Origin of the sequence: Rhizobium etli 8C-3 (assembly GCF_001908375.1) — a bacterium.
GTDB classification, from domain to species: Bacteria; Pseudomonadota; Alphaproteobacteria; order Rhizobiales; family Rhizobiaceae; genus Rhizobium; species Rhizobium etli_B.
This window is the reverse complement of record NZ_CP017244.1, coordinates 2058337-2075275: the sequence shown is the minus strand read 5'-3', so window position 1 is coordinate 2075275 and position 16939 is coordinate 2058337. Positions and strand designations below refer to the sequence as shown.

General features: G+C 59.6%; 14 protein-coding genes and 3 pseudogenes. 10 read left to right on the top strand and 7 right to left on the bottom strand.

All coding sequences use genetic code 11. The annotated features are described in order from the left end of the window. Nucleotides 1-79 precede the first annotated feature (79 nt). Nucleotides 80-261 (top strand): annotated as a pseudogene (locus AM571_RS36800) (IS3 family transposase); the annotation flags it as partial. A 14-nt stretch (nucleotides 262-275) separates the two neighbouring features. Further along, nucleotides 276-461, top strand: a pseudogene (locus tag AM571_RS36000) (transposase domain-containing protein); the annotation flags it as partial. 90 nt (nucleotides 462-551) lie between these two features. Here AM571_RS36000 and AM571_RS34680 read toward each other — a convergent pair. From AM571_RS34680 to AM571_RS38605, 3 genes are all read right to left on the bottom strand, one after another. After that, nucleotides 552-956 carry a type II toxin-antitoxin system VapC family toxin gene (locus AM571_RS34680; protein WP_074065419.1) on the bottom strand — a complete coding sequence of 135 codons (405 nt, stop codon included), beginning with the start codon at nucleotides 954-956 and terminating at the stop codon, nucleotides 552-554. Beyond that, a complete protein-coding gene (locus tag AM571_RS34675) occupies nucleotides 953-1225 on the bottom strand; it encodes an AbrB/MazE/SpoVT family DNA-binding domain-containing protein (protein ID WP_074065418.1) in 273 nt (90 codons plus the stop codon). Before AM571_RS34675 ends, AM571_RS34680 begins: the two co-directional genes overlap by 4 nt. Before the next feature lie 435 nt (nucleotides 1226-1660). Further along, nucleotides 1661-1864 carry a DUF2092 domain-containing protein gene (locus AM571_RS38605; protein WP_420493413.1) on the bottom strand — a complete coding sequence of 68 codons (204 nt, stop codon included), beginning with the start codon at nucleotides 1862-1864 and terminating at the stop codon, nucleotides 1661-1663. A 232-nt stretch (nucleotides 1865-2096) separates the two neighbouring features. On the opposite strand from AM571_RS38605, the gene AM571_RS34665 reads away from it, so the two are divergent. From AM571_RS34665 to AM571_RS34640, 4 genes are all read left to right on the top strand, one after another. Next, the gene (locus AM571_RS34665; protein ID WP_237358628.1) at nucleotides 2097-2795 is read left to right on the top strand and encodes a hypothetical protein; all 699 of its coding nucleotides are present in this window, start codon (nucleotides 2097-2099) and stop codon (nucleotides 2793-2795) included. Then, nucleotides 2792-3379: an RES family NAD+ phosphorylase gene (locus AM571_RS34660; protein WP_074065417.1), complete on the top strand. Its 588-nt coding sequence runs from the start codon at nucleotides 2792-2794 to the stop codon at nucleotides 3377-3379. Before AM571_RS34665 ends, AM571_RS34660 begins: the two co-directional genes overlap by 4 nt. 1773 nt (nucleotides 3380-5152) lie before the next feature. Continuing rightward, nucleotides 5153-6574: an FAD-binding oxidoreductase gene (locus AM571_RS34645; protein ID WP_074065414.1), complete on the top strand. Its 1422-nt coding sequence runs from the start codon at nucleotides 5153-5155 to the stop codon at nucleotides 6572-6574. Nucleotides 6575-6723: 149 nt separating this feature from the next. Further along, complete coding sequence (locus AM571_RS34640) at nucleotides 6724-10113, top strand: AAA family ATPase (protein ID WP_074065413.1); 3390 nt, start codon at nucleotides 6724-6726, stop codon at nucleotides 10111-10113. 201 nt (nucleotides 10114-10314) lie between these two features. Here the strand turns inward: AM571_RS34640 and istB are convergent, their stop codons facing one another. From istB to AM571_RS38105, 3 genes are all read right to left on the bottom strand, one after another. Then, nucleotides 10315-11235 (bottom strand): IS21-like element helper ATPase IstB, encoded by a 921-nt coding sequence (gene istB / locus AM571_RS34635; RefSeq protein ID WP_074061218.1) that lies wholly within the window; start codon nucleotides 11233-11235, stop codon nucleotides 10315-10317. Further along, the gene (gene istA, locus AM571_RS34630) at nucleotides 11232-12746 is read right to left on the bottom strand and encodes an IS21 family transposase (protein WP_074061219.1); all 1515 of its coding nucleotides are present in this window, start codon (nucleotides 12744-12746) and stop codon (nucleotides 11232-11234) included. Before istA ends, istB begins: the two co-directional genes overlap by 4 nt. Nucleotides 12747-12881: 135 nt before the next feature. Then, nucleotides 12882-13010: a hypothetical protein gene (locus AM571_RS38105; protein ID WP_257788707.1), complete on the bottom strand. Its 129-nt coding sequence runs from the start codon at nucleotides 13008-13010 to the stop codon at nucleotides 12882-12884. 339 nt (nucleotides 13011-13349) lie between these two features. Between AM571_RS38105 and AM571_RS36795 the strand changes: the two are divergent. Continuing rightward, nucleotides 13350-13534 (top strand): annotated as a pseudogene (locus AM571_RS36795) (ISL3 family transposase); the annotation flags it as partial. Nucleotides 13535-13720: 186 nt separating this feature from the next. Continuing rightward, nucleotides 13721-14116, top strand: coding sequence for a hypothetical protein (locus tag AM571_RS34620; protein WP_074065412.1), 396 nt, complete (start codon nucleotides 13721-13723; stop codon nucleotides 14114-14116). A gap of 315 nt (nucleotides 14117-14431) precedes the next feature. Here AM571_RS34620 and AM571_RS34615 read toward each other — a convergent pair whose 3' ends face one another. Then, entirely contained in the window at nucleotides 14432-14725 is a 294-nt protein-coding gene (locus AM571_RS34615) for a transposase (protein WP_074065411.1), read from the bottom strand. 85 nt (nucleotides 14726-14810) lie between these two features. On the opposite strand from AM571_RS34615, the gene AM571_RS34610 reads away from it, so the two are divergent. Continuing rightward, complete coding sequence (locus AM571_RS34610; protein WP_074065410.1) at nucleotides 14811-15380, top strand: TetR/AcrR family transcriptional regulator; 570 nt, start codon at nucleotides 14811-14813, stop codon at nucleotides 15378-15380. A 50-nt stretch (nucleotides 15381-15430) separates the two neighbouring features. Then, the gene (locus tag AM571_RS34605) at nucleotides 15431-16348 is read left to right on the top strand and encodes an oxidoreductase (protein ID WP_074065409.1); all 918 of its coding nucleotides are present in this window, start codon (nucleotides 15431-15433) and stop codon (nucleotides 16346-16348) included. Nucleotides 16349-16939: the final 591 nt, after the last annotated feature.

Genomic DNA, 16939 nt, shown 5'->3' with positions numbered 1-16939 from the left:
CGCCCCCTGCGTGCCTGTTAAAGCTAAGCATCCGCAAAGGTTCTGCGCGCGCAATGGCGACGCCCTGAGGAGGCTTGAAATGGATTACAACGATTACCCACGGCATTCCGGCCTTGGCTGGCTGACACTTCCGAGTTCGCTCAGACCATCAACCCGCGACGCGATGCGGTGCTGCGCAGCCAAAATGGGTCCGCACAAGTCGCCGCTACCGCCGCAAATGCAGCAACCAGAAACCGTCGGAGCCAACTCAAAACTGGATAAAACCTAGGGGCAAGGTCACCCTCAGCCGGAAGAACGCTCTCGCAGAGAATTGGGCGACCATCGCCTCTCTCATCGAGACTTGCAAGCTCGATGTCGTCGATCCGTTTGCGTGTCTTACCGGCGCGCTCACCGCCATCGTGAACGGTCACAAGCAGAGCAGTATCGACGAGTTGCTGCCGTGGAACCCGCGGAAACGCTAAGGATTTTAGCACTCATTAGTGCATGCCCTGTGAGCTTCCTTGCGCTGGTCGTGGTTTCGGAATTTGCTTCCGGGCCCGCGATTCTTCCCGCTATCTCTCAAGCCAGTTCTCCAGATTGAGGCCGCGAATGCGCTGGAACTCGCGCGTATTGTCCGTGACAAGTGTCAGGTCTAGCACACAGGCATGCGCGGCGATCAGTAGATCGTTGAGGCCAATGCTCTGCCCCACCGCTTCCAACTCCGCTCGGATGCCGCCGTACTTGATATCGGCGGGGATATCCATGGGCAGTATGGGAAGCGTTTCGAGCACGCTTTCGACCTTGGCCAGTAGCCTGGCTGATCCCTTTTTTGCGCAACCGTATCGCAACTCAGCTGCGACGATGATACTGGTGCAAATCTCTTTGGGATCGATCTCCTCGATGCGGCGAGCCGCCGGTCCGAAGGGATTGCGTATGATGTCGCTGATGATGTTTGTATCAAGCAAGTACCCGTTCAAAAGATGTTCTCCGGCTTTGCAATCATATCCTCAATATCCGGGAACTGGTCTTCAGGCCCGAGCGGAGGCTCCCTCTTCCACTCGGCAATAAGCTCCGCGAAATTGGACGGCCCGGTTACAGGCTCGATGATGAGCTTATCCCCCTCGCGGTGGATCATCACGCGATCCCCTGGCAATTCAAATTCCGCAGGGATGCGCACCGCCTGGCTGCGGTTGTTGCGGAACAGCTTCACTTCTTTCGGTCTTGATGACGGCAATGAAATAGGCATACGGCAGCCTCCTTTGTATATGCCATAATGTATATGCCGTGTTGTGCCGATTCAAGTCCCACGGCTTGTTCATTCCGGCGCAGGGTCGGGGCATGATGTCGCTCGGCCCAGCCCCTAATCCTGACAGTTCTTATGACTTGGACCGATAATATCGCAGATGCAGGATACGTCTAAAAAAGCCGGTCACAGCGGTAGCTGGAACGGCAGAGGGGTTGGATCGAGCGGATCTGGCATGTCCTCCATTTCGAGGGAGTATTTACCGAAGCGGCGGATTCTCTTTGGCGCGTAGGGCTCAGAGATCCAGCCAGGTTAGCCGCGCCGTCGCCCGCCTGCGTCAAAGCGCTCGGAATCTCCCGACGACGTGCTGAAGCACGTGTCGCCGCTGAGTTGGGAATATACTAATCTCACAAGCATTTATGGGACACTGCGCCGGCTCTACTGGAAGACTTCCGACCGTCCCAAGAGCGTCAATCTGGCCGAAGATTTGGCGTCCTTCGAAGGAATGGTCCCCTGCTTGCCGTCGAAAATCATTTCGATATCAGCAAACCCGCCAATGCGGGTCGCGTGCACTTTATTCGGACGACTCACGACAACCTGACCTGAGCTCGCGAATTGAATCTTTTGCAGATGGGGTGTCAGAGACTGTCCGATAGACTCGCCTAGTGAAGTCGCGGGTCAATGGGATCGGCGAGCCGTATGAGACGACCAACATCCACCCCGAGCATGCGTTCGGTTGCGAACTAGTGGGAGGCTTGAGTAAGCGCATTCCCGGGAATGCAGCGTAAATCGGCTGCGGCTTGGGCTTTTGCGTTAGTTGTCGCGGTTGACAAAGTTGCATCGATCCCCATTTTAAGGGCAAAGGAGATGAGCCATGACCGACAAGGCACATTCGAGGACATCGAGGAGTTCCGCGAAAGCCCGCAGCAAGACCCCGTTGGGCATCGTGACGATGTTCACCATGAAGGGCGATCCGATTAAGGCGCTTTCAGGCTTCAAGCTGCCTGCGGGCGCTGAGGTTGCGATCGTGTCGTCGAGGCCGGAGTCCGTCCGAGAAATCAGGAAAACTGTCCGCGGTCGTGTCGCCCGTGTCACGGAAGTGATCGAAAAAGAGCCCGGTCAAGTTCACGTCGATGCGAAGCCGCTTTTGGATAGGTCGGCTTTTGAACCCGATGCACGCAGCCGGGCCATGCTCGAAGGCATCCGCATTGCACAGGAGGATCTGCGAGACGCTGGCGGAGCCTATGATCTTGATCAGGTCCGCACCTTGATGCGCGGCGTGTCCAGACAGGCGGTCGACAAGCGCGTGCAGGAAGGGTCCTTGCTGGCCGTTCCCGGTCCGAGCAATCGTCGTAGCTATCCGACGCTCCAGTTCAACCGCGACGGTACGGTCGTACCCGGTCTAAAAGCTGTGCGTGAAGCCTTGCAAACCCGCAATCCATGGTCAGTGCTCAACTTCCTTTCCCATGCGGATGTGAGATTGAACAACCGCAAACCCATCGATCTGCTCAAGTCCGGTAAGCTTGACGTCGTGCTTGAAGCTGCTCGGCGGCATGGTGAGCAGGGGGCGTGAGCGGCCCGCTCCCTCCCGCGGACGTCAGGCGGCGTCAGCCGGAAGTGGTGGAGCTTTCGGCAGGGGAGATCCTTCATCGCTTCTACACCGCCAAGCGAGAACCGATCTTCTTCGACACCTCTACGATGGGGCGCTTCAATGCTCCTGATGGTTCCTACGGCGTCCTCTATGCTGCCAAGGAGATCGCCGGCGCTTTCGCGGAAACATTTCAGCGGACGCCGGGGCGCACGCTGATCGATGCCAATCTGCTCCAACGGAAAGCATATCTCCGCTTCAGCACCAACAGAAACTTGAAGCTGATCCGCTTCGCCGGTCCGGGCCTCGCGCGAATCGGCGCCACAGCCGAAGTCTCGCATAGCGGCTTGCCCTACGATGTTCCGCAGGTTTGGTCGGAAGCACTGTATAAACATCCCGTCGAGTCCGACGGCATTGCCTACCATTCCCGTCATGACGATGCGGAGCTCTGCTACGCACTTTTCGATCGGGCGGCCGACGCAGTTGTCGAAACAGAACGCCGGACCGACCTTGACCAGGATTGGTTCTGGCAGATCGCCGAATCCTATGGAGTGGGATTTGCGCCGTGAGCCGGTGATCCCACGGCAGGCGCATTGACGTGCCTCTCTGGGAAATGGATGAGACGAAGATTTTACGAGAGATCGTGTTTTCGGTTTGCAATTTAAATTCGAGAATTGTGTAGCCCTGTAGGAAATCGTCGACACGCGTTCATATAAGGCAGGAACACCCGTCCTTCAAAAGACGGCTAGACACCCCGTCGTTCGGGCCAGGCCGCTCCTGCACATGTCGACGACGCCGTCACAGATTTCCTGCCGTTGCTCCCCTCGGCGCCAGCAGTTTGACAGAAGCTGTTTATGACAGTTCCATGACGGAGCAGAGGAGATTGAGAAAGAAGGAATGATGAGCCGCGAGAAGCTGGCGTTTATCTGTGCGGTGGCCGCCTGTGTGATCCTGCTTTTCACCATCGGCCTTTCCAGGCCGGATTGATTGGTCGAAGACGGCCTCCTGGAAAAGCCTGGGGCGCTGCGGGTTTTGCGGCGGCCTCGCTGCTCGCGTTTGGTGCGGCTTTTCGAAATGGTGCCTTCGTGACCTCACTAGAGAGGAGCGTCCTCGTCGGCACGAGCGGGCTATCTTTGATACTCCTTCTCAGTGAAATCAGCTTCCGAGCCCGCATCTTTGATCTTCAAATGCCGCAGATGAGCGGCGGCGGAGAATTTGACGGCGGCCATGACATCGTCATTCTCCTCGTTCGCCTACTAAGCGACGCAGGACGTACCGGCCTGCTCGTGGCGGTGACAGGGGTAGCGCTTCTCGTGGCCGCCGCGATACCTGTTTGGACAAAGGGCTCAGGCGAGCGTCAGGTCTATACTTTCAAGGGCTTTCGAATTCCGTCTGGCTGTGGCTGTGTGCATGCTCACAAGCGCCGTGACCCTCGATCTCATAACGTCGTATAAAGCAGCGATCCTTGAGGAAGTCCTGGAATTCTCCGCAAGCGGCGTGTTGGTCCTGGCCGTGTCTGCGCTGCTTCGGCAAAAGGGCGCCTTTCGACGAGATCATGACCCATACAGGCCGTTCGGTGGCGTCTTCGCAGTTGCAGTTAATCTGAGAATCCCGCCCCTCGGATTCTCATCTTCCATACGATGATCGGCGGCTTCCATCTGGCCCCATATAAGCCGGACTGTTTGCGCCAGGCCGTCGTCGCCCTGAGGGAGATCGATCCGACCTACGTCGTTCCTCTCCACTGCTCCGGCGAACATTCACCGATCTCGCGAAGGCCGAGCTTCCGATGAAGCTGCTGCGGGCTTACACGGGGACGCGTTTGGTTTTCAACAGTTAAAGTTCCAAAAGCTAAGCAGCGAGGTCAATCGCCGCTCATGAGGTGATACGCGCTGGTCGCGGTCGACGGGACCTAACGGCTCGGCCTGAATCTGGACCAAATCTCACGAATTTGTATGACAGGGCTGTTACGGCGGCGTATCGTGCCCTAGCGTCAGCGCCCCAGCGTCAGCATCAATGGCCGTTTCGGCAGCGCGACAGCCGAGACGCCTTTGTAATGAGCTTGCAGTGCCATCAGTGACGAGGGAACGCAACACCGGGGGATGACAGGGATGCTCCCTGGCCCGACGCGACCCCATTGTTGGCGCGACGTCCTCACCCTCGCCACGGTGTCGCCGATGCCGCCATGTGCTATCGGATCAAGGAAGGCTCGCAGCTGCCGTGGGTTGGGCGAGGGCAGCCGCACATCCGCCGGTTCTCAAAGCCGAGTGAGCTGGGCGCCAAACGAGAGGATCGGACGGCACTCCCAGGCCCGTCAGCAGGACTATCGGCAAAGGAAGCGACCTATGGACAGCCTCAATCTTAAGACCTTGGAGTCCGGTATCAAGATCGTCGATGCCGCTGCGGTCGACGCGTTGGCTAGCGGGTTGCGCGGCAGGGTGCTCGAGCAAGGCACATCCGCTTACGAGGAAGCGAGAACCATCTGGAACGCGATGGTTGATCGGCATCCGGGCCTTATCGTGCGTTGTGCCGGAGCGGCGGACGTAATCAGCGCCGTTCGATTTGCTCGTACTCATGAATTGCTGGTAGCCGTGCGCGGCGGCGGACACAATATTGCCGGCAACGCAGTCTGCGACGGTGGCCTTTTGATCGACCTCTCGCAGATGAAGTCGGTGCGGGTCGATCTGGCAACGCAGCGTGCCTGGGTCGACCCCGGCGTGACCTTGGCGGAGCTGGACAAAGAGACGCAGGCTTTTGGGCTCGCTGTTCCGACCGGCATCAATTCGACTACCGGCGTTGCCGGAATGACGCTGGGCGGCGGCTTCGGCTGGATCACCCGCAAATTCGGCCTGACCGTCGACAATCTCACCGCGGCCGACGTGGTGACCGCTGATGGCAATCTGATGCGGGCGAGTGCCGCGGAGAACCAGGACCTGTTTTGGGCACTGCGCGGTGGTGGAGGCAATTTCGGGGTCGTTACTGCGTTTGAGTTCCAGCTTCACGCGCTCGGGCCGCAGGTGCTGGCCGGACTGGTCATACATCCCTTCGATGATGCCGCCAAGCTCCTCAAAGATTATCGCCGTATCGTTGAAACGACGGCGGATGAACTGACATGCTGGGTGGTCATGCGCCAGGCGCCACCACTGCCATTCCTACCGAGCGAATGGCACGGCCGCGAAATTCTCGTCCTTGCGATGTGCTACAGCGGTAACATCGAGGCGGGCGAGCGTGCCACGGCCGAGTTGCGCTCACTCGGTAGTCCTATCGTCGATGTTGTGGAGCCTCGCCCGTTCGCGAGCTGGCAGGCGATGTTTGATCCCCTGCTCACGCCCGGCGCGCGTAATTACTGGAAGACGCATGACTTCACCGAGCTATCCGATGGCGCAATCAGCGTCCTGACCCAGGCAATCCGAGAACTCCCTGGGCCCGAATGCGAGATCTTCATCGGTCATGTCGGCGGCGTCGCTGGGCGCGTCCCGGTCGAGGCGACCGCATTTCCGCAGCGTAACGCGCATTTTGTCATGAATGTGCATGCCCGGTGGCGTGAGCCCTCGATGGACCAGGCTTGCATAACCTGGGCCAGGAGACTCTTCGACGCTGCCGCGCCGCACGCCGCCGGCACGGCCTACGTCAACTTCATGCCCGCCGATGAGACTGACCGCGTCGCGACGGCCTATGGCGCAAACTATCGTCGATTGGCGGAGATCAAGCGCCGCTATGATCCGACCAACTTGTTCCGCATGAACCAGAACGTCCGACCAGCGTGAGCTTGCCGTGGATGCCAGGCTTGGATCAGGGCCGCGACTTGCCGCCGGAGTGCCGCGTTCAGACCGTGAGCGGGACCGTTAGGAGTTAGGGCCAGACAAGCGCTCTTGCCTATTGCGACCCTCGCTCCGGCAATTGGTGGAGGAAGGATTTGGACATTGGGACTTGGCTGCGCAACTTGCAGCTCTCGCGCTACGAGCAGATGTTCCGCGACAACGATATAAGTGCCGACGTTCTGCCCGAGCTGACGGCGGAAGACCTGATCGGCCTCGGCGTCACCTCGATCGGTCACCGCCGCAAGCTGTTGTCGGCAATCACGGCCTTGCGCGGCGAAGGGATGGCAGGTGGCGTCACAGCAGGGCCGCAGCCGGCGACCCTGCTGTCTGCGGAACCGGCGCGAGCCGGGGCCGAGCGGCGGCAGCTTACGGTCGTGTTCGTCGACCTAGTCGACTCGACGGCACTGTCGGTCCGGCTCGATCCCGAGGACATGAGCAAGCTTCTCCGCGCCTACCAGAATGCGGTGACAGGTGGATTCGCTCGCTTCGAAGGTCATGTCGCCAAGTTAATGGGCGACGGAGTGCTCGCCTATTTCGGGTGGCCGAGGGCGCACGAGGACGAGGCCGAGCGCGCCGTGCGGGCCAGCCTCGCGGCCGTCGAGGCGGTCGGGCGCCTGGCGAGCCCGACCGGCGAGCCGCTCGCAGCCCGGGTCGGCATCGCCACAGGCGTGGTCGTCGTGGGCGACCTTATCGGCGAGGGGGCGGCCCAAGAGGAGGCGGTCGTCGGCGAAACGCCGAATCTAGCCGCCCGCCTGCAGACGCTCGCGCGGCCCAATGAGGTGGTGATCGGTGAGGGTACACGAGAGCTTCTAGGCGCGTTGTTCGAGGTCGAGGATCTCGGAGTCCAGCCGCTCAAGGGACTAACGGTGCCGGCCCGAGCGTTCCGTGTGCTCGGACCCGGTCGCGCAGCGAGCCGCTTCGAGGCACTCCATCTGAGGGAGCTGGCGCCGATCGTCGGGCGTGACGCGGAGCTGGCGCTGCTTCTCGAGCGCTGGCGACGGGCCAAGGCCGGGGAGGGCCAAGTGGTGCTGCTTTCCGGCGAGCCCGGAATCGGTAAATCGCGGATTGTTCTGGCGCTGCGCGAGGCGCTCGCCAAGGAACCGGTTACCGTACTGAACCATTTCTGCTCGCCCTACCACATGGACAGCGCGCTCTTTCCAGTGATCGGGCAGCTCGAGAGAGCAGCCGGGTTTGCTCGCGACGATGGGCCTGAGGAGAAGCTCTGCAAGCTCGAAACACTCCTCAGTTCGAATTCGGCGTGCTTCGATGAAGACGCGACGGCGCTCATGGCCGCCATGTTATCACTGCCGGTCGAGAGCCGCCACGCGGCCCTGGATCTGACGCCCGAGCGCCAGAAGCAGCTCACCTTCGAGGTCCTGCTCCGGCAGTTCGAAGCCGTGTGCGGCCAGCAGCCGGTCTTGGCCGTCTATGAGGATGTGCACTGGATCGACCCTTCGACGATGGAGCTCCTGGATCTTCTGGTCGAACGCGTGCAGGGCCTGAGAGTGCTCACGGTGATCACCTTCCGGCCCGAGTTCACCCCTCCCTGGACGGGCCACGCTCACGTCACGTCCTTTTCGCTCTCCCGGCTCGTTCGTGGCGACGTGGCGATGATCGTCGGCCGCGTCGTCGGCGGGAAGGTGTTGCCGCCGGATGTTCTGGCCCAGATCACTAGCAAGACGGACGGTATCCCGTTGTTTGTCGAGGAACTGACCCGGACGGTTCTCGAATCCGGCCTGTTGCGAGACCGGGGTGACCACCTTGAGCTTATCGGCGTGGCGGCGTCGCTCGCCATTCCCTCGACCTTGCAGGACTCGCTTATGGCCCGGCTGGATCGGCTGGCGCCGGCCAAAGAGCTGGCGCAGATCGGCGCCTGCATCGGCCGCGAGTTCGATCACGATCTCCTGGCCGCGGTGTCGCCGCTTCAAGAGCCGACGTTCAGTGAAGCGCTCAGTAGGCTCGTCGGCTCCGATTTGGTCTTCCGGCGCGGCCAGCCGCCCAACGCGACCTACACCTTCAAGCACGCGCTGATCCAGGATGTCGCCTACGCGACCCTCCTCAGAAGCCGGCGAGTCGAGCTTCATGCGCGTATCGCCGCCGCGCTTGAAGCGCAGTTCCCCGCCGTCGTCGAGCGCCAGCCCGAACTCCTGGCCCGCCATCTCACGGAGGCCGGGATTCACGACCGGGCCGCAGATTGGTGGCTGCGCGCCGGCCAATTGGCACGGCAGCGCTCGGCCAACAAGGAAGCGATCGGTCACCTGACGAAAGCGCTCGCCATACTCAGGGACGCACCGCCGAGCGAGGCGCGCGAGCGCCAGGAGCTTGAGATCCAGGTGGCTCTGGGACCGCCGTTGATCGCAACCGAGGGCTTCGGTGCACCCCAGGTCGAGACGGCCTACGCCAGAGCCGAGGAGCTCGCCCGCCAGCAAGGGCACGAGAGCCATCGCGCGCGAGCGCTACGAGGATTGTGCCACGTCCATCACGTACGCGGTCACTTGACCCGAACAGGCGAGCTCGGCGTCGAACTGCTCGAGCTGGTTGAACGGGGCGACGACCTCGTGCGCCAGGCTGACGCCCATCATGCACTGGGCTTCAACCTGTTCCATCTGGGCAATCATTCCCTGGCCCTGACCCACTTGGAGGCGGCGCGCAGCAAGATCGAGCGTGCCGGTGATCCCGCCCACGCGTTCGCGGCTGGCGTCAATATCCACGTCCACGGCCGCGCCTATGCTTCTCATGTCGACTGGCATCTCGGGTTCGCGGATCGTGCACTCCTGACCATCGGCGAAGCGATTGAGGTGGCCCGACGCCTCGATCACCCGTTCAGCCTCGTCGTCGCGTTCGCCTATGCCGCGATGCTGCACCAGTTCCGCCGTGAACCGGCGATGGTGCGCGTGCATGCTGATGCCGCTTACGCGGTCTGTGCCGAGTATGGTTTCAGCTATTATCTTGCCTGGGCCACGATAATGGACGGCTGGGCATCCGCCGAGGAGGGCGACCTCGATGGGGGTATCGTACGCCTGCGCGATGGTCTGCGAGATCTGCGCGCGACAGGCGCCGGACTTAGGCTGCCGCATTATCTTGCGATCCTCGCCGAGCTCTACATCAAAACGCAGCGGCTGGAGGAGGCGGGCGCCACCCTCGCTGAGGCCGACGCCGTCGCTGAGCGCCACGGAGAATCGTGGGCCAACGCGCGGCTCCGTCTCCTCGAGGGCGAGCTATCGCTCGCCCCATTCCGGCCGGCGGCGGACTGCTTTCGGCGTGCCGTGGAGATAGCAACGGCACAAGGGGCTTTATCCCTCACGCTCAGGGCAGCCATCCGGCTCGCGCGGCATCTGCGTGCAGACGGTAAAACCGCGGAGGCGTACGACACCCTCGCATCTCCTTACGCCTCGATCAGCGAGGGCTTCGATACACCCGATCTTCTGGAGGGGCGAGCACTGCTCGACGAACTGCGATCAGAATGCCCATCTGGCCATCAATGATGCCGGGGAAGGCCGATCGAACAGCCGGTTGGCGTAGTGTAGGTCAGGCTGGATCAAGTGATCCCGGTTCGCGGACCGTCCGCATCCGAGATGCCAATTCGGGCAGGACCTGAATGATCCGCATGTCGGTGCCGTCTTATAGGTGGATGGCGAAGCTGTGGCGCAGCGTGTGCGGCCTATAGAGCGGCAATCTGGATGAGATCAGCGCGACAATCTGGATGAGACTCTGGTGTCGCGGTTGTCGGGGAGCGTATCATCTTGATTGTCGCTGGCAACGGTTTCGTCGGGCTCTGATTGTCGCGCAGCGTCAATCTCAGCGGTATTCCTGATTGTCGCGTAGGAGGCTGGTCTACCTCGCTGTCGTTTTGCCTCCATCGCAGCTCGGCGGCGATAGCTCTCGACATTCATCTCAAAGATGGTTGCATGGTGAACGAGACGATCGACGGCTGCGAGGGTCATGGCGGGATCTGGGAAGACCCTGTTCCATTCTCCGAAGGGTTGATTGGCGGTGATCAAAATAGATCGTCGCTCGTAACGAGCAGAGATGAGCTCGAAGAGCACGCTAGTTTCGGCCTGGTCCTTGGTGACATAAGCGAGATCGTCGAGGATGAGCAAATCGAACTTGTCTAGCTTGGCGATGGCGGACTCAAGCTGGAGTTCGCGACGAGCCACTTGCAGTTTCTGAACGAGCTCCGTGGTGCGCGAGAACAGCACACGCCAACCATTCTCGATGAGTGCCAGGCCGATTGCTGCGGCGAGATGGCTCTTTCCGCCACCCGGTGGGCCAAACAATAAGATGTTGGCACCCTTTGCGAGCCAACTATCGCCAGCGGTAATGGCCATTACCTGAGCCTTCGAGACCATTGGCACGGCGTCGAAGTCAAAGTTGTCCAGCGTTTTACCTGGTGGCAGTCGTGCGTCAGCAAGATGACGTTCCATGCGGCGGCGATCGCGTTCGGACAGTTCGTGCTCGGCAATAGCGGATAAGAACCTCGCCGCCGGCCAGCCTTCCTTGTCGGCCTGTTCGGCAAAATCCGGCCAGAGTAGCTTTATTGCCGGCAACCTGAGGTCGGTTAGCATGATGGCGAGCCTGGCCGCATCGATAGCGTGAGCGTTCTTCATGCGGCGTCCCCAACCTGGTGAGCATCGATCAAGGCTTCGTAGCCATTGAGGGAGGCGAGATGGACGTTCACGGTCGGCAACCGTGCAGGGTCGGGAGCAAATAAGGTTCGCAACTCGGCAATGTCTGGCAGATCGCCCGCGTCGAGTATTTTGCGCAGTCGTTCGGCTAGCTCACGTTCACAGCCCCGATCGTGGGCCAAGGCCAAGAGTTCGACTGTGATCTTGCACGCCTGCTTGTCGGAAAGTCGGTCGAGCAGGATCTCGAAGGCTCTACGATATTCCTGCCGAGGAAAGAGCTTGTCGCGATAAACAAGCTGGAGAAGCGCCATTGGCTTTTTGCGAAGGGAATGGATGACATGCCGGTAGTCGACGACCTGATCATGTTTACCACTGGCATGACCGCGACCTCTGCGAAGCGACATGAGATGCGTGCCGCCGATAAAGACATCGAGGCGATCATCAAACATACGCACGCGTAACCGATGCCCGATCAGGCGCGAGGGTACCGTGTAAAAGACCTTGCGCAATGTGAAGCCACCGCTGCTGGAAACACGAACGACAACTTCTTCAAAGTCGCTCGTCCGTCTTCCTGGCAATGGCTGAAGTTGGGCACGCTCGGCATCGATGCGCTTGCCATATCGGGCATTGCGTCGACTGACGATCTCGTCGATGAAGCCTCGATAGGCATCGAGATCGTCGAAGTCACTGGCGCCACGCATTAACAGCGCGTCGCGGATCGCATTCTTGAGATGACCATGCGGGCTTTCAATGGAGCCATTCTCGTGAGCAATCCCTTTGTTGTTGCGCGTCGGCGTCATCTGGTAATGAGCGCAAAGATCCGCGTATCGCCGGGTTAGGTCCTCCTTTGCATCAGCATCGAGATTGCGGAATGCCGCCGACAGGCTATCGCTACGATGATAAAGCGGCGTGCCTCCAAGGAACCAGAGAGCATTCTGCAGTCCTTCTGCCAATGCCACAAAACTTTCGCCACCAAGGACGACGTGCGCGTGCTCGAAGCCGGAGTATGCAAGGCGGAAGTGATAAAGCAGATGATCGAGCGGCTGGCCTGCAATCGTGATTCCAATCTCATTCATATTGGTGAAGTCGGACAGTCCTAATCGACCTGGCTCGTGAATTTGCCGGAAGATCACTTCCTGTTCCCCGCCGTGAATAGCGCGCCATGAACGAATACGGCGCTCCATTGTGCGGCGTACGCCTTCGCTCAGCTCTGGATGGCGGCGAAGCATCTCCTCAAAGACAGCAACGGCGCGAATTCCTGGCGCTGCCTTTAAAAGCGGAACCACCTCTGCATCAAAGATGTGTGCAAGCGGATCGGGGCGACGGCGTTCCCGCGGCTTGGTCTTTTGAGATGGGAGTTGCGGATCCTGCTTAATGCGGAATGCCGTAGCTCTGCTGATCGAAGCCTTTGCGGCGGCGATCTCAGTCGTGTGCTCCTGTCGTAACTTCATGAAAAGCCTCATCTGATGATCGGTTACGTGACGACCTGGCACAGAGTGGTTCCTCGTTCTTCGAAGAACCCAAAGTACCGGCCAACCGTGATCACCAGACAAAAAACGCACTCGGCCGTGGCAGTGAAACTCCGTTCGGGCTACGCCCTCACTACGCTCCACTGCCACGGCCGAGTCTCATCTTGATTGACGCTCCGTCTCACCTTGATTGCCGCGCTGCAGCGGCCTGACCCGCTTGGCGATGTCGGCGGCGTGGGCGCTTTCGACGACGATGCGATAGAGCTGTCGCAGCAAACCTGAGGTCAAGTTTGGAGTTTCTCGGATTTATAAACCGAAGGGTTACGCTTTTAGAACTCGTTAAACCAGATATTGTGGCATGTGGAGCATGGGCCTGCTTTGGTGGTGGGCTCAGCCCTCCTCTTTGCGCAGGGATCGTCACCCGCATTCGCTGAGACGCTTCGCGGCTAACGGGCGGCGGGATGTCTCCGGCAGGAGTTCCAAGCGTTGTTCGAAAGCAGCGCGCCCCGTAGGATTCGAACTTTCTCTGACTATTAAGCTAACGGAATGACGTGCGTCTGCTTTCCGCAACTCTTGGTTCGAACTTGAACGACTGAAATAGGGGCGCAAAGCGGCCCGGTATCCGCGGCAAGCGTTTTGCACCGGGATATTGATGCCGTCAAAAATGCAATCGAACTCCCCTTGAGCAACGGTCAAGCCAAAGGGCGGATCAACCGCCTCAAGATGCTGAAGCGAGCAATGTACGGCCGCGCCCCGGCCCAGAACTGAAGAGGGCGCGAATGCTGCCGCTGAATCACAGAAATTGCGGATGAACCTAATAAACTCCATAGCGACACTTGCGACCCTGGCAATGTTCGTTCCTTAGCTCCAATGGGGCCGTTTTCCCATGCCGCCTGTTGGCTCTCGAATAGCGAGATTAACGAGAGGAACCCTTCGAGCACGAAGACGTTCCTTTCGTTAGTTAAGTGAGTCTATCGCACAGTCTCTTGGAGGAAAACATGTCCATGCGTCTAGCAGCAACCACAGCGTTTGCGCTTCTGCTGTCCGGGCCGGCATTCGCCGATTGCAAGGAGGAACTCAAGAATCTGGACCAAGCGGCGGTATCTGCGCAAACCGGAGCAGGCAGCGATCCCGGCGCTCCTATGACCCAGCACCAGAAAGAGGTATTGGGTGGCAAGCAGCAGGCTAGCGACCCCGAAACGACGGGATCGACATCAGGTAGTGTGAAGTCCATCACCCCGCACCAGGAAGAGGTGACGAAGCAAAGCGCCGGCGCTGAGGCCGACCAGGTTAGCCGAATGATGATGGACGCCCGTAAAATGGCCGATGCCGGAGACGAAAAAGGCTGCATGAATAAAGTCACGGACCTCAAAAAGATGATGGGAAGCAAGTAGGCGGAGAGCCGGTCATTTCTGATGCCTATCTTTGCCGAACATTGGCCCGCCGATCTTTGGGAATGAGCTCGGACGCGCTATAAACGCCTGCAGAGCGAGCTCGGGGCAGTCGCGACAAGGCGGAATCAAGTGCAATCTCGCGGGCGGCCGTCGTCGGGTCGCCCCATGACGAGCTGCGGCCGTCCCAGTCGATCCCGATCGGATCAGCACCGCTTGGCTCCTGGCCACGCCAGCCTCGCGCATCTTCTGAGGATGCGGTAAGGGAAAGGCTCGGGAAGCCGTCGCTTGCCTAAAGCCTTGCTCTCGTCCCGCCGCTCATTGAACGCCGAAAGCGGAGAAGGCATGCCTGCACAGTTTTTCCGTGATCGCCTTCACCTTCCGTGTCGGCAACCTGGACGTATATCTCCGCCAAGGTCGAAACGAGGGCCTGTTCAGAGCGCACTGATAGCGCTCGAACAGCTCGGTGGAAAAGCGGCCCGAAGGATCCTGCGGCACGCGCAGTTCCAGCTTGCCGACGCGGGTGATCAGCGTGCGGCCATAGTAGCCCGAACGGTAGCCCAGCCGCTCCGAGGTGCGTTCGCTCTTCGAAGCGCCCAAAGCCTGCTCCATTTGGGTTAGACCACCCGCCCTCTTGACACGACGAATGGAACTGCATAGATGAGTGCTGACTCACTCAACTATGACTGTTGTATAGATGGCACGTCCCCTTAGCGAAGAAAAACGGCAAGCCTTGCTCGAGGCGGCATGCGATTTTGTAGCCCGTTTGGGAACAGAGGCGTCGACAGCAAAGATTGCGAAGGCTGCGGGTGTGTCCGAGGGAACGCTATTCACTTATTTTCCAAGCAAGGACGATCTTCTCAATCAACTCTTTATTACGATTGAGATCGACCTGATGGAGCGAATGCTTGCTCCATATCCGGATGGGGAAGCACCTCGTGAAAGACTGAGACGCGTGTGGGACCGTCTGGTGGATTGGGGATTGACCAATTCGACAGCTCGAAAGGCTGTCAGACAACTCAAGGTTTCGGATCGAGTAACCGCGCAGAGCAGACAGAAAAGCAAAGCCATGGTCCACGACGCACGGGCGATCGTCGCAGCATGTCTTGCCGGCCATGCCGATCCTGAAAGGATTGACTTCTATATCGATACGATCGTGTTCGGCCTCGCCGAAATCACGATCAATGCTATAGCCGCCAACCCGAAACAGGACAAGAACATCCGCCAAGCTGGTTTCGACCTGCTGTGGAAAGGCACTGCTGCATAATATTTGGCTCATCATTGAGTGCCTAAATACTCATTTAAAAGGAAAGCAGCATGTCTCATTCTACTGGTTTCACTGAAGCGAATGTCCCCGACCAGTCGGGAAAGACCTTCATCGTCACAGGTGCCAATGCAGGTATTGGCTTTGAAATCTCACGGGTATTAGCCGCACGAGGCGCTCGTGTCCTGCTGGCATGCCGGGAGCGCACCAGGGCCGATCAGGCTATAGCGCGAATCAGGCTTATCACGCCAAGGGCTGATCTGGCCTGGTTGCCGCTTGATCTGGGCGATCTCGCCAACGTTCGCGTTGCCGCTGAAATTGCCGCGAGAGAGCCGCGCATTGACGCGTTGATCAACAATGCCGGCATCATGAACCCGCCTTTGACACGCACCCGGCAAGGCTTCGAGTCCCAGTTCGGCGTCAATCACCTTGGCGTTTTTGGGCTGACAACATTGCTCTTGCCAAAGCTGGCTGAAACGCCGGGATCGCGTGTCGTCGTGACTTCCAGCATTGCGCATCTGAAGGGGAAGATCGACTGGGACGACCTCAACGCCGAGAAAAGTTACAACAAGAGCAAGCGCTACGGCGGCAGCAAGTTGGCAAACGCCCTGTTTTTTTTCGAGTTGGATCGGCGCCTGCGGGCTGCAGATTCTCCAGTCATGGCTGTCGGGTGCCATCCGGGCGTGGCGAGCACCAGTCTTGGACGGCACATGGGGATCGCGCAGCTCGCCGGTCCGATCGTCGGTCTGCTCCTCAACAGCGCGGACAAGGGCGCCTGGCCTGCGCTGCAGGCGGCGACAGGCAAAGTGAAGCCGGGTGGCTACTACGGGCCAACCGGGTTTGGCGGAATCCGGGGTCCGTCCGGTGAGGCGAAACGTGCCCCCGACGCCCAGGACCCAGCTCTGGCAAAGCGTCTCTGGGACGTCTCGATTGCGATGACCGGGATCGATCCGGGCTTGTTCCCCGCCTGATAGAACACAAAACCTCGAAGTCGAGGCTTCAAGCAGAAGCAAAGGGATAGATCATGTCTTCACTTTACGGAGTGACATCGACGACCAACGAAGTTTTCGCCGGCTGGACCGCTGGCCCTGGTGAAGGTGGAACAAGAGAGGGTGGAACAAGAGCAGTTCGAAATCGTCTGACCCATCGGCTGGGGCCTTATTGAGCCGGCTCACAAGCGCTTCTCAATGACGACCCAACGATACGTTCCCTTGACGATCTTCGATAGGGCCGCTCAAGCGAACTTCGCCGCAGGTTTCGCGAGGAGACGGCGGGCGGCCGCATTGTGCCGTGGCGGATCGGTCCGGTTACCATCCCTGTGGAGCGCCGACCAGCTCAACGACTGTGCAGGGCAGGCTTGCTGCATGGTGGGCCGAAGTGAACCGTGTTTTGTGGTTTGCGGCACCAGTGGCTCTACGCTGTTCGTCTGATTATCACGCCAGCATGTATTAATCAGTCGGCATTTTGTTGATATACCAAGGAAAAGAGCAGCACTAGCTCGGCGGTGTCGGTTCTGTAAGTAATCTTGTGCTTCAGCCCAGAGTTTACAGTTGCTTGTTTCT